The organism is Rhodococcus sp. NJ-530 (assembly GCF_003860625.1).
Taxonomy (GTDB): Bacteria; Actinomycetota; Actinomycetes; order Mycobacteriales; family Mycobacteriaceae; genus Rhodococcus_F; species Rhodococcus_F qingshengii.
Window position 1 is genome coordinate 5336887 of record NZ_CP034152.1, and the last position, 12955, is coordinate 5349841.

Annotated in this window: 10 protein-coding genes and 1 pseudogene; 5 read left to right on the forward strand and 6 right to left on the reverse strand. The window is 60.3% G+C overall.

Annotated elements, in window-relative coordinates; genetic code table 11:
* Positions 1–8 precede the first annotated feature (8 nt).
* The 4 genes from EHW12_RS24835 (at position 9) to EHW12_RS24850 (ending at position 5425) form a co-directional block, all read left to right on the forward strand.
* Positions 9–644, forward strand: a complete 636-nt coding sequence (locus EHW12_RS24835; protein ID WP_228232242.1) for a TetR/AcrR family transcriptional regulator — start codon at positions 9–11, stop codon at positions 642–644.
* A 236-nt stretch (positions 645–880) separates the two neighbouring features.
* Positions 881–2377 carry an MFS transporter gene (locus EHW12_RS24840; protein WP_241199039.1) on the forward strand — a complete coding sequence of 499 codons (1497 nt, stop codon included), beginning with the start codon at positions 881–883 and terminating at the stop codon, positions 2375–2377.
* A 26-nt stretch (positions 2378–2403) separates the two neighbouring features.
* Complete coding sequence (lpdA, locus tag EHW12_RS24845) at positions 2404–3807, forward strand: dihydrolipoyl dehydrogenase (protein ID WP_125051979.1); 1404 nt, start codon at positions 2404–2406, stop codon at positions 3805–3807.
* 34 nt (positions 3808–3841) lie between these two features.
* Entirely contained in the window at positions 3842–5425 is a 1584-nt protein-coding gene (locus EHW12_RS24850; protein WP_241199040.1) for an MFS transporter, read from the forward strand.
* Between the two features lie 5 nt (positions 5426–5430).
* Here the strand turns inward: EHW12_RS24850 and EHW12_RS24855 are convergent, their stop codons facing one another.
* The 6 genes and pseudogenes from EHW12_RS24855 to prpD all read right to left on the reverse strand — a co-directional run bounded on the left by EHW12_RS24855 (position 5431) and on the right by prpD (position 11344).
* On the reverse strand, positions 5431–5904 hold the full coding sequence (locus EHW12_RS24855; protein WP_030538051.1) for a MerR family transcriptional regulator: 474 nt from the start codon (positions 5902–5904) through the stop codon (positions 5431–5433).
* 10 nt (positions 5905–5914) lie between these two features.
* Positions 5915–6775, reverse strand: a complete 861-nt coding sequence (locus tag EHW12_RS24860; RefSeq protein ID WP_042925046.1) for an SDR family NAD(P)-dependent oxidoreductase — start codon at positions 6773–6775, stop codon at positions 5915–5917.
* Positions 6776–6835: 60 nt separating this feature from the next.
* Positions 6836–7618 (reverse strand): enoyl-CoA hydratase, encoded by a 783-nt coding sequence (locus EHW12_RS24865; RefSeq protein ID WP_047269778.1) that lies wholly within the window; start codon positions 7616–7618, stop codon positions 6836–6838.
* Positions 7619–7807: 189 nt separating this feature from the next.
* The gene (locus EHW12_RS24870) at positions 7808–8929 is read right to left on the reverse strand and encodes a bifunctional 2-methylcitrate synthase/citrate synthase (protein ID WP_116057879.1); all 1122 of its coding nucleotides are present in this window, start codon (positions 8927–8929) and stop codon (positions 7808–7810) included.
* The gene (prpB, locus tag EHW12_RS24875) at positions 8926–9843 is read right to left on the reverse strand and encodes a methylisocitrate lyase (protein ID WP_042448311.1); all 918 of its coding nucleotides are present in this window, start codon (positions 9841–9843) and stop codon (positions 8926–8928) included. The genes EHW12_RS24870 and prpB overlap by 4 nt, the downstream gene beginning before the upstream one ends.
* Positions 9843–11344: pseudogene (prpD, locus tag EHW12_RS24880) on the reverse strand (2-methylcitrate dehydratase PrpD). Before prpD ends, prpB begins: the two are co-directional and overlap by 1 nt.
* Before the next feature lie 167 nt (positions 11345–11511).
* Here prpD and EHW12_RS24885 point away from each other — a divergent pair.
* On the forward strand, positions 11512–12933 hold the full coding sequence (locus EHW12_RS24885; RefSeq protein WP_125051981.1) for a short-chain fatty acyl-CoA regulator family protein: 1422 nt from the start codon (positions 11512–11514) through the stop codon (positions 12931–12933).
* Positions 12934–12955: the final 22 nt, after the last annotated feature.

Genomic DNA, 12955 nt, shown 5'->3' on the forward strand with positions numbered 1-12955 from the left:
TTGCGGAAATGCCACGATCCAGTCCACGCGACGGCGCAGCAACTCGCCGTGCTCTGATCGACTCAGCGGCAAAGCTGTTCGCAGCAGAGGGAGTCGAGGCCGTCTCGATTCGAGCGATCAATGCCGAAGCCGGATTGGGAGCAGCATCCGCGCACTATCATTTCGGATCCAAGGACGCGATCCTCGACGCCGTCCTCCTCGACTCCGGCGCCGAAGTACTCGCACACATTCATCGCCTGGCCAAGAACATGGTCGATTCCGACACCGTTCCGACAGCGAGGCAGATCGTCGATCTCCTGGCACTGCCGTATCGCCAGTTCCTCGATCAGGAACCTGACAAAGGTGTTCGGTGGCTGACTATTTGTGGACAACTCAGCCTCGCCAACGATCCTCGGCTATTCCCCGTCAAGGACGACACAGCAGAGTTGCTGCGCAAACTACTCGAACGCGCCTACCCCGCAGCCGACGACACCGCGATCGAACTGAACTGGTCACTCACCGTGAACACGCTGATCGTGATGGCGGCACGATGGTCGGACGCAAGCATCGAGGGATCTCGCGCGCTGTCCAACGGTCGATTCGACACACTGGCGGATTTTGTCGCAGGCGGACTCGAGTCACTCATGGATCCAACCCGGACCTAGCTTTGCGGATGGATCTTCCCAGGTAGGGTTGCGGATCCACCATCCACAGAACGCGCCGTCTCCGTGCGCGCTTTTGCAATTTTCTTGGGAAAGATTTAGTGGATCACTTGACAGAATCAATCGATCCATTTTACTGTGCCTCACATCACAAAATGCTTCAGTGGGTCTGCACACTCGCCGCGCCGACTGTCCCGCTCACTGCCCCGTCTTCCCGTCAGAAAGATGCAGGAGCCACGATGACCGCTCCATCCACGGATAATCCTTCCTCGACTCCATCGGAATCTTCCTCCGCAAACCCCACTCTCGCGATAGAAGGCGTGGGAAATCGATCAACCGCCGGCTGGGTCGGAATCCTCCTGATCCTCTGCCTTCTGTCCGAAGAAGTCGCATACGCGTTCAATCTGGTGACGCCCGCACTCCCCAGCATGGCTGGTTCATTCGAGACCTCGAACATCGCTTGGGTGTCAACACTGTTCACACTCTCCGGCGCTATCAGCGCACCGTTGATCGGCAAGCTCGCAGATCGAGACGGTAAGAAGAAATGGCTTCTGATCGCAACCGCCTGCATGGCAACAGGCTCGCTGATCGTCGCAATCGCGCCGACCTTCTCCGTAGTACTAGTCGGTCGTACCGTCGAAGGACTCGGTCTTGCAATCGTGCCGATAACCTACTCGCTGATGCGCGACATCTTCCCGAAGCGGATGCTGGCGATGGCGGTCAGCATGACAACCGCTGGAATTGGTGTCACCACGATCACCGGTCCTGTCATTGCCGGAGTTTTGATCGACAATTTCGGATTCCGCGGAGTGTTCTTCGCATTGGCACTCTTCCCTGTGCTCTTGGGTGCCTTGGTCATGCTCGTTGTTCCCGAGTCCCCGATCCGAGTGAAAACGTCCATCGACTGGGTTGGTGGGATCATGCTCGGGCTCTCGATCGCACTCCTCCTGTACTGCATCGGCGAAGGCGGAACGTGGGGCTGGACGTCGTGGAAGACACTTCTCTGCGCCATCGCCGCGGTGGCAATTTTCATCGGATGGGCTCGATACGAAAAGCGAATCGAGAACCCACTGATCGACATTGCGGTGCTGCGTGGTCGCGCTGTCGTGACGACACTGGTCGCGCAATTTACCGGCCAGGCCGTCATCGTTCTCCAATTCGTCTTGTTGTCTTTCATCGTTCAGACACCTATCGCCCTCGGCGTTACCTACGGGTTGGGGGAAAGCGCAAGCTACATGGCGCGGTTGACCACACCGGCCGGCGTGGCCACCGTCGCAATGGGGTTGCTTGTCGGCATAATCGCAGAACGTCGGGGCGCACGCCTGCCGAACTGGATCGGCTTCGCCTTGATGGCGATCGGCTCCGTGTCACTCGCCGTCTCCCACAAGGAATTCTGGCCGATACTGTTGGGATACTTGGTATACGCATTCGGCGCCGGTCTGATCAGTGCGGCAATACCCAACCTGGTGATCGCCGCCGCGCCGGTTCGACTGCAGGCCGTCACAGCCTCGACGGTCAATGTGGTGGGATCCGTCGGCAGTGCTGTTGCTGTACAGATTGGTTTTGCCATCCTCGCCCTGAACATTGCAACGGTTGCCGACGGAACGCCTATTTACGCTGGAATTGGCTACACAACAGTCTATTTCGTTGCAGCAGGTCTGGCGATAGTCGGACTCGCCGCGACTCTCCTCATGCCGCACGGCCGAAAGCCCCAGTCTGTGGAAGCACTGACCTGATCTGAATCGACTACCTGAGAAATATCGTGACCTCACACTATGACGTCGTTGTCCTCGGAGCCGGCCCCGGTGGGTACGTCGCTGCTATCCGCGCGGCACAACTGGGCCTGAGCACCGCCATCATCGAGCAGAAGTACTGGGGCGGTGTATGCCTGAATGTCGGCTGCATTCCGTCCAAGGCGCTTCTCCGTAACGCCGAACTCGCGCACATCTTCACGAAAGAAGCGAAGACGTTCGGCATGTCCGGAGACGTGTCCTTCGATTTCGGCTCCGCTTTCGATCGCAGCCGCAAGGTCGCGGACGGGCGAGTCAAGGGCATTCACTTCTTGATGAAGAAGAACAAGATCCCGGAGTACGACGGCAAGGGCACGTTCGTCGACGCCAACACCATCAGCGTGGAGCTGAGCAAGGGTGGCACCGAGACGATCACGTTCGACAACGCGATCATCGCGACGGGTTCGTACACCAAGCTGCTGCCCGGCACCTCGCTGAGCGAGAACGTCGTGACCTACGAAGAGCAGATCCTCACCCGTGACCTTCCGGGTTCGATCCTGATCGTCGGTGCCGGCGCGATCGGCATGGAGTTCGGTTACGTCCTCAAGAACTACGGCGTCGACGTTACGATCGTCGAGTTCCTCGATCGGGCACTGCCCAACGAGGACGCCGACGTCTCGAAGGAAATCGCCAAGCAGTACAAGAAGCTCGGCGTCACCATCAAGACCGGTGCCGCTGTGCAGTCCATCAGCGACGACGGCAGCAAGGTCACCGTCTCGATCAAGGACAACAAGTCCGGCGAGATCGAGACCGTGGTCGTCGACAAGGTTCTGCAGTCCGTCGGCTTCGCACCGCGCGTGGAGGGCTTCGGTCTCGAGAACACCGGGGTCGCGTTGACCGATCGCGGCGCCATCGCGATCGACGACTACATGCGCACCAACGTCCCGCACATCTTCGCCATCGGTGACGTCACCGCCAAACTGCAGCTCGCGCACGTCGCAGAAGCTCAGGCTGTCGTCGCTGCCGAGACCATCGGCGGCGCGGAGACGCAGACACTCGGTGACTACCGGATGATGCCGCGTGCGACGTTCTGCCAGCCGCAGGTCGCCTCGTTCGGTTTGACCGAGGAGCAGGCCAAGGCCGAGGGCGACGACGTCAAGGTCGCGAACTTCCCGTTCGCCGCCAACGGCAAGGCACACGGTCTCGGTGACCCAACCGGTTTCGTCAAGCTGATCGCCGACAAGAAGTACGGCGAACTGCTCGGCGGGCACCTCATCGGACCGGACGTTTCGGAACTGCTGCCCGAGCTGACCTTGGCCCAGAAGTGGGACCTCACGGTCAACGAGTTGGCACGCAACGTCCACACCCACCCCACACTCAGTGAGGCACTGCAGGAAGCGATCCACGGCCTCGCCGGCCACATGATCAACCTCTGAAGAACTCCGATCGATCAGAAAGTAGCAGACCTCAGTGACATCTACTGGCAGTACTGAAATCCACGCACTCCCAGCCACCGATCCACCCCGAGACTCCAATCCCTGGGTCGCCATGACCGCGATCGCACTCGGCGTTCTCATCGTTTCGCTCGACGGCACGATAACGGCAGTGGCCAATCCGGTTCTTGTCGTCGATCTAGGCGCGAGTCTCTCTGGTTTGCAATGGATTACCAACATTTATCTGCTCGCGATGGCGGCAACGCTCGTTCTCGCGGGAAGGTTGGGCGATCGCTTCGGACGACGATCTGTGTTCCTTTCAGGGATCGTCGGTTTCGGGCTGGCATCAGCGGGAATTGCCTTGGCGCACAGTGTAGAAATGGTGATCTTCTCGAGACTCGGCCAGGGAATTTTCGGCGCACTGATAGTCACCAACGCTCTGGCATTGCTTCGGTCCCTCTTCTCCGAGGCAGCACTTCCGAAGGCGCTTGCGGTCTTCGCATCGCTGATCGGCGCTTCATCCGCCGCCGGCCCCCTGATCGGCGGATTGCTGATCGAGCACACCAGCTGGCGATGGGCCTTCTTGATCAACGTCCCCGTTGCGGCGATTTCCCTCGCCACAGGATTGTTTCTGCTCCCCAAGGGCCGGGTCGTACGGACTGTAAAGTTCGACGTCCTGGGTTCGATCTTGCTGACGAGTTCACTCCTCGCCATAACCTATGGACTTATAAAAGCCCCCGAAAGTGGTTGGACTGATTGGCATGTCATCGGGTGGCTGGTCGGTGGAACCGTCACTGGTTTGGCCTTCGTAGAAGCGGAGCGACGCGCATCGGATCCTTTGGTGCCGCTTCGGCTATTCGCTGACCGGTCAATCACACTCGGAGTCATCCTGACAATCATCTCCTTCTTTGCGCTTGTCGGCTCACTGTTCTTCATTCTCTTGTTCTTGCAACAGATCAACGGTGACTCCCCCATGGCCGCTGGACTCCACATCCTCCCGATGAGTATCGCGAATGTAATCGCTTCGAGCAGTTGCGGTTGGATCATCAAACGGTACGGCGCACGTCCGCCCTTGTTTATGGGAATGTTGCTCAGCGCAGTGGGATTCCTACTGTTCACCACCATCGAACCACACGGAAGCTACCTTTCTCTGGCCATTCCGTTTGTGGTACTGGGCCTGGGAATCGGGTTTGTGATGACTGCGTCAGTCCAAGCGATCCTAGGGAATGCGAACGTCGCAGACGCCGGACCTGCCGCGGGCGTCCATCAGACCTCACTTCAAGTTGGCGGTATCCTCGGAACTTCAGTGCTCGGAGCCGTGATGGCGGCGGCATCCGCAGCAAAGTTCCACGAAACACTACTGGGCAACGTCATTCCCGACTTCATAGTCGATCGAGTCTCGGAAGATGCGGTTCGCGCCGTCGCCCAGGGCACCACACCAGTCGTGACAGAAATTGACCCGGCTCTTTCCCTCACACTGCGATCAGCGACAGAGACTGCATTCATGTATGGGCTGCAGACGACGATGTGGGTGGGCGCCATCGTCTCCCTGATTGGCGCGTTCGTCTCGATCGGAATCAGAAGAGGGCGAGTCACGAAAACAGCCACTCACATCCACTGAACGGATCACTCCTGCTCTCCGGTCCGCCCGCCGTACGTCGCAATCTTGTACTCCGTCGCAGCCAAAGACAACGTGAGCTCCTTGATCTGCCGACGAACGGTGTCCCGGTGCTCGAGCAGCATGTCGAGCCTCTCCGGAACTGTCCCTTCACCGGCGTCGACCAGTTCGACGTAGTGCTGCAGGTCGCGAATCGCCATACCTGAAATACGCATGCGGGTCAGAAACACCAGCCTGCGAACAGATTCCGGACCGTACACACGATGTCCGCTCGAGTCACGATCGACCTCGACCAGACCGATCTTCTCGTAGTAGCGCAGCGTATGTGCCGAGACATCCAGCAGGTCCGAGACTTCGGCGATCGACATCGGCTCCTGAACGTCCCCTGCATCGACGAGTCGGTGAATCACCTCGATCGACATTGGCCCGTCCACTTCCCCAAGTGCCTCGAGTGCCTTACGCATCAAGTCTTCCGTAGCCATGACTCTCAGCCTAGAACGGGCGGACAGGGCCGGCAGCATCCGCGAAGTCTGCACTGCGAGCCAGGTCGGCCCAGACGCATACCTCGGCGAGATTCTTCCGATACGACGCGGAGACACGCTCCACGGCTTCCTTTCCGAGTGGCAGACGAAGTGGCACATTCTCGCTGTGCACAAGCGAGGTGATGATCTCTGCTGCTTTCTCCGGATCACCCTCCTGAACACCGTCTGCGGCCGCCATGTCCCGCAGAACGGGATCCAGCAAATCACGGTATTCCGATGATGATTCGGCGAAGCTCAGAACGCCAGGCGTGTTGAATGCTGTACGGAATCGGCTGGGCTCGACGATCATCACCCGAACGCCGAACTGCGCGACCTCACCGGCGAGAGCCTCCGACCAACCTTCGAGAGCGAACTTCGACGCCGAGTACGCCCCGACGCCGGGAAACGACATACGGCCGCCTTGACTGCTCATCTGCACGATCGTCCCGCTGCCCTGCACTCGCATCGACGGGAGGACGGCGCGCACCAACGCGGCGGGTCCGATCAGGTGCAGTTCCATGAGATCCCGCAAGGTCGAATCGTCCACCATCTCCGCCGCGCCGACCATCCCACGACCGGCATTGTTGACCAGCACGTCGATGCGACCAAAACGCTCGAGCGCATATTCGACGACGCCCGGAGCCGCTGCGGTATCTCTGACGTCGAACGTCACCGCCGAGAACCGATCCGGATTCGCCGACGCAATATCTGCAACGGACTCGGGACGACGAACTGCAGCGACTACCGCGTCCCCCGATCGAAGTGCAGACAGTGCGAGTTCACGGCCGAAACCCTGAGAAACTCCAGTGATGATCCAGGTCTTTGTTGTCATGGTCGGCAACGCTAGGGGTTAGAGCGCGCTCCAACGCAAGCCTGTGGTTCTACCGCCGAACTACACGCCGGCCCACACCGGTCGTTCCCCGCGAAGGAAACCGTCGACGCCGGCTTTGAAGTCGTCACTGCTGTAGATCATGCTCATCAGATCATCGTTGTCGGCAATCACTCGGGTTCTGATGCGTCGCAGGGACTCCCGAATAGTCCAGACGGTCATCGGGGCGGCGGCAAGTAGATCGCGAGATACCTGGGCAGTCAGGGTCGCGAACTCGGACTCTGTTGCACAGTCGCTGAGGAAGCCGCTCCGCAGAGCCTCGCCACTCGACATCACCCCAGCCCGAGCGATCAACGACATCAGACGCGAACTGCCGATCCTGTCCGCCAGCAAAGCCACGGAATGGATCGACAACGAGTTTCCGAGTGTGCGCGCGATCGGTAGGCAGAAGCGTGACCCCTGCGTCGCGATCCGCACATCGCACGCTGCCGACAGCAACAGCCCTGCTCCCGCGCACACACCGTCGATGACCGCGAGGGTGGGAACCCTCACTTTCTCGAGTTCGGTCAGTACGCCGACGAACCGGCTTTCGTAGTCGAGCCCGTCGTGAAAGCTCGAGAAGGTTTGAAAGTGGCCAATGTCGGAGCCCGCCGAGAACGCCTCTCCCCCAGCACCTCGGAGAGTGAGTAACCGAATCTCGCGGTCGGAGTCGGCGCGCCGGCAGGCTCCGGCAATGGCGTCGTACATCTGCGGGGTCAATGCGTTGCGCTTTTCCGGCCGGTTGAACACGACGTCGAGGGTCTCGCCACGACGGATGATCAAGATTTCTTCGTGCGTTTCAGTCATGACACTCACGTTATTTCCGCTAGAGAAAAGTCGAAACACATTGCACTTGAATATCTTTGCGAATTCTCGATGCAAAGTTGCAGATAGTGCGAACGGAGAAGCGTCGACGAGGCCAGGAGACGGTGATGCCAGAACCGAACCTCGCCGACGCAGTATCAAAGGGGTGTCATGCCACGACAGCAAAAAGTGTCATGCCACGACTGTGCGCTGTGGCACGCCCGAATACTGGCTCAGCGGCCTGATCAGTGCATTCGACTGCCCCTGCTCGATGATGTGCGCCGTCCATCCGGTGATGCGGCTCATCACGAAGATCGGCGTGAACATCTCGACGTCGAAGCCCATGAGGAAATATGCAGGGCCCGTGGGGAAATCGAGATTCGGCTTGATTCCGGTGGCACTGACCATGGTCTTCTCGAGGATCTCGTACATCTGCACCCACTTCTCGCCGTCGGTCGCTGCCGCGACGTCGAGGAGGGCCTGCTTCATGGTCGGAACACGCGAATCACCGTTCTTGTAGACGCGGTGCCCGAAGCCCATGACCTTCTCCTTGGCAGCCAACTTCTCCGACATCCAGGCTTCGGCGCGGTCGGGGTCGTCGATCTCGAGCATGTCGTGCATGACAGCTTCGTTTGCACCGCCGTGCAACGGGCCCTTGAGCGTGCCGATAGCAGCGGTCACTGCGCTGTAGATGTCCGAAAGTGTGGACGTCACAACACGAGCGGCGAACGTCGAGGCGTTGAAGGAGTGCTCCGCGTACAGGATCAGCGAGACCTCGAAGGCCTTCACGATCGCCGACTCCGGAACAGCACCGAAACACATGTTCAAGAAGTTTTCGGCGAAACCCAGGTCCGACTGCGGCGCGATGGGATCCTGACCGCGCCGGCGGCGGAAATCGGCTGCGACGATGGTCGGCAGCACAGCCGTCATCCGCAGCGCCTTGGCCAGATTGGCCTTCTCCGAGTTGTCGTCCTCCGCCGGATCCTCGGCGCCGAGGTAGCTGATCGCCGTGCGGACAACATCCATGGGGTGGCAGTTGTCCGGCATCTTGGTCAGGAGTGAGAGCAGTGAGCGGTCGGCACGACGGGCCGCACGCTCACGCAGGCAGAGTAATTCGAGCTGCTCGGGAGTCGGCAGTTCGCCGTACCAGAGCAGGTGCGCAACTTCTTCGAAGCTGCAGTTCGCGGCAAGGTCCTGCACTGCGTAACCGCGATACGTCAACGAATTCGTCTCGGGCACTACCTTGGAGATAGCCGTCGTATCGACGACAACTCCGGCCAAGCCCTTGTAGATCGCCGGAATCTGTTCGGTCATGTCCTACTCCCCTCCAAGCTGAAATTGAAAATGCCACTGTCGAATTCGTTGTAGCGCTCGTACTCGAGAATCTCGTACAACCTGCTGCGATGCTGCATTTCGCCGAGCAGTCCTTCTTGCGTGCCCTCCGCAAAAATCTCGCGCAGACCCTTTTCGATAGCGAACATCGCCAGCCGAAGGGTGGTCACGGGGTAGATGACGGCGTTGAAACCGATCTCTTCCAATGTCTTCGCCGAAATGAGGTTCGACTTCCCGAACTCGGTCATGTTGGCGAGGAGCGGAGTGTCGACTGCTGCGCGGAACTTCTCGAAGTCTGCTTCGGTGGCAAGAGCTTCGGTGAAGATCAAATCAGCACCGGCATCCACATAGGCCTTTGCTCGCTCGATCGCCGCGTCGATACCGTCGATTCCGGCAGCATCGGTGCGCGCGCAGATGACGAAGTTCGGGTCACGACGCGCCGACACTGCAGCACGAACACGGCGAACCATGTCTTCGGTGGGCACAATTGCTTTGCCGTCGAGGTGCCCGCAGCGCTTCGGGTTGATCTGGTCCTCGAGGTGCAGACCGGCTATTCCGTCGTCCTCGAAGATCGTGACCGTGCGGGCCGCGCTCATAGGTTCACCGAAACCGGTGTCGGCGTCGACGAGCGTCGGGAGGTCCGTGACGCGCGCGATCTGCTTGCTGTGGCCGGCGACCTCGGTCAAGGTGGTCAGTCCGATGTCGGGAAGCGCCAATCCGGCGGAGTACGCACCACCTGAAACGTAGACACCCTCGAACCCGATTTCCTGAATCAGTCTGGCTGTCAGCGGATTGATCGCACCCGGGAGTCGTTGAATCTTTCCGGACGTCAGCCCCGCCCGGAAGGCAATCCGCTTGTCGGCTGCAGACGTCGCTGCTGCGATGAGGCCCGACATCAGAAAAGTCCCTTGCCGACCTTGGGAGCCCGAGCAAGAACGTCTTCGGAAACGGTGAAGGTCAGCTGATCGAGTTCGCCTGCCTTCAATTCGGCGGTGCGCTGAGCCGCATCGAGGAAGCGGTCCTGTTCGCTCGGCTCGATGACGCCCTCGGCGAGGGTGCGGAATTTCGCGACGTACTGATCGCGAGCGAACGGACGTGCGCCGAGCGGGTGCGCATCGGCCACCGCAAGCTCGTCGACGATGACTTCGCCGCTCTTCAAGGTGATCTCGGCGCGAGCACCGAAAGCCTTCTCGTCCGGATCCGTCGAGTGGTAACGGCGTGTCCATTCGGGATCTTCGCGCGTGGAGATCTTGTTCCACAGCTCGATCGTGTCCGCGCGCTGTGCACGCTCGGACGCGTAGGAATGTTCGTGGTGCCACGTACCGTCCTGTAGCGCAACGGCAAAGATGTACATCACCGAGTGGTCGAGGGTTTCACGCGAGGCGGTCGGGTCGAACTTCTGCGGATCGCCGGAACCGGTGCCGATGACGACGTGGGTGTGGTGACTGGTATGCAGGACGATCGACGCGATCTGGTCGAGATCACCGACACGAGAACGCATTCGGCGAGCGAGGTCGATCGGCGCCTGGCTCTGGTACTCCGCGGAGTGTTCTTTGGTGTACGAGTCGAGGATGGCGCGCTTCGCCTCACCCGAACCGGGCAGCGGAACGTGGTACTCCTTGTCCGGGCCACCGAGTAACCAGGCGATGACGCCGTCTTCGCCTTCCCAGATCGGTGACGGTGCGCCCTCACCGCGCATCGCGCGGTCGACCGCCTCTACGGCAACCTTGCCTGCCAGCGCAGGCGCGTACGCCTTCCAACTGGAGATCTCGCCCTTGCGGGACTGACGTGTCGCCGTCGTGAGGTGCAGCGCCTGGCCGATTGCCTGGTAGACCGTCTCGGTGCCCAGGCCCAGCAAAGTTCCGATACCTGCCGCAGCCGAGGGCCGAGGTGTGCGACGTGGTCGATCTTGTGCTCGTGCAGGCAGATAGCCCGAACCAGGTCGATCTGGATCTCGTAGCCGGTCGCCAGACCACGAATCAGGTCTCGACCGTCACGGCTGGTGTGCTGAGCGACGGCGAGGATCGGCGGGATGTTGTCTCCGGGGTGCGAGTACTCGGCGGCGAGGAACGTGTCGTGGAAATCGAGTTCACGAACCGCGACACCGTTGGCCCAGGCGGCCCATTCAGGCGAGAACGTACCGGGGATACCGAACACGGTGGAGCCCGGCGTATACGGATGCGAGTGTGCTTGCGCCCGCGCATTCACCACGGGACGGCGTACCAGGGAAGCTGCGGCAACTGCCGCGTTGTCGATGATCCGGTTGACGATCATGTCGGATGTGGCGTCGGTGACGTCGACGGAATCCGTCGCAACTTCCGCGATCTTCCACGCGAGGTGGTCTTCCTTGGGGAACTCTTCGGCAGAGCGGTGAGTGCGTACGAGATGCGTCTTCATCGGTCCTCTTCTCACGTTCTTCGGTATCTATTTGCACGCTACGCAGCTCATTCACCTCGGGATAGGCCCTCGCAATTGCCTATTTGTGCAATGACAATGCTGCAATGTTGCGAATGTTGCGAATAGCTTCTCGGTAGGGTGAACGCGATCGGCACCGAGGAGATTCGATGAAGAAGATGTACGCGGGAGCGCGGCTGCGACGGCTGCGGGAGGAACGAAACCTGTCACAGTCCGCACTGGCGAAGGCACTCGAACTCTCCCCCAGCTATGTCAATCAACTGGAGAACGATCAACGACCGCTGACGGTGCCCGTCCTTCTCAAGCTCAACGCCGAGTTCGATCTCGACGTGCAATTCTTCGCCTCCGATTCCGACGCACGCCTGGTTGCGGACGTTCATCACGCCTTGGCCGAAACTTCGGAATCTGGAGACGTATCTCTGGCCGAGGTGGACGAATTGGTGGCCCGCATGCCGGCGGTCGGACGCACCCTCGTGATGTTGCACCGCCGCCTTCACGCCGCGACAGAGCAGTTGGACCAGTTCTCGACGCAGTTGTCCGGCGAACCAGCGTCCGATGTGTCACTCGTACCGATGCCCTACGAGGAAGTTCGGGACTTCTTCTACGACCGAAAGAATCACATCGCCGTTCTGGACGACGCTGCCGAGCAGATGTTTCTGGACAACGGATTGTCCGTGGGCGCAGTGGATTTGCAACTGGCACGACTACTTCGCGATCAGCACGGCGTCACCGTGACGATCCGTACCGACGAACCCGACAAGCTCGGGCCCAAGCGTTACTACGATCCGAACAAGTCGGTCCTCACACTCGCCCGTCGTCTGTCGGCAGGACAACGCGCGTTCCAGATCGCAATGCAGTTGGCCTTCTTCACGCAGGCCGACGTGATCGATTCCCTTGTCGCCGAGGATGAATCATTGAGCGCCGAGTCCGCAGCGCTGGCTCGCGTCGGACTCGCACACTACTTTGCCGGCGCACTGCTACTCCCGTACACCCAATTCCTGCAATCCGCTGAGGCCTTGCGGTACGACATCGACCTGCTCAGCCTCAAGTTCGAGGTCGGCTTCGAGACAGTCTGCCACCGGTTGTCCACTCTCCAACGACACGGCCAACGCGGCATCCCTTTCTTCTTCGTCCGAACCGATCGCGCCGGAAACATCTCGAAGCGTCAGTCTGCTACCGCCTTTCACTTCTCCAGAGTCGGAGGCAGCTGCCCGCTGTGGGTCATCCACGAGGCATTCGCGAGCCCAGGTCGCATCCTCACTCAGGTCGCGAAGATGCCCGACGGCCGGACATACCTCTGGGTGGCGCGCACTACCCACAGCGGCGGACTCGGGTACCTCGCACTCGAGCGCAACTTCGCCGTCGGACTCGGTTGCGACATCGGCTACGCCGATCGCATGGTCTACTCACACGGAATTCAGACGGACGACCCCGCGACCATCGTGCCGATCGGCGCGGGGTGCAAAGTCTGTGACAGGCCAGCGTGCTCTCAACGCGCCTTCCCCCAACTCGGCCGCTCGATCTCCGTCAGTGAGAACAGCAGCAGCCACCTTCCGTATCCGCAACAATAGGGCGCAAACAATAGGGCGCACC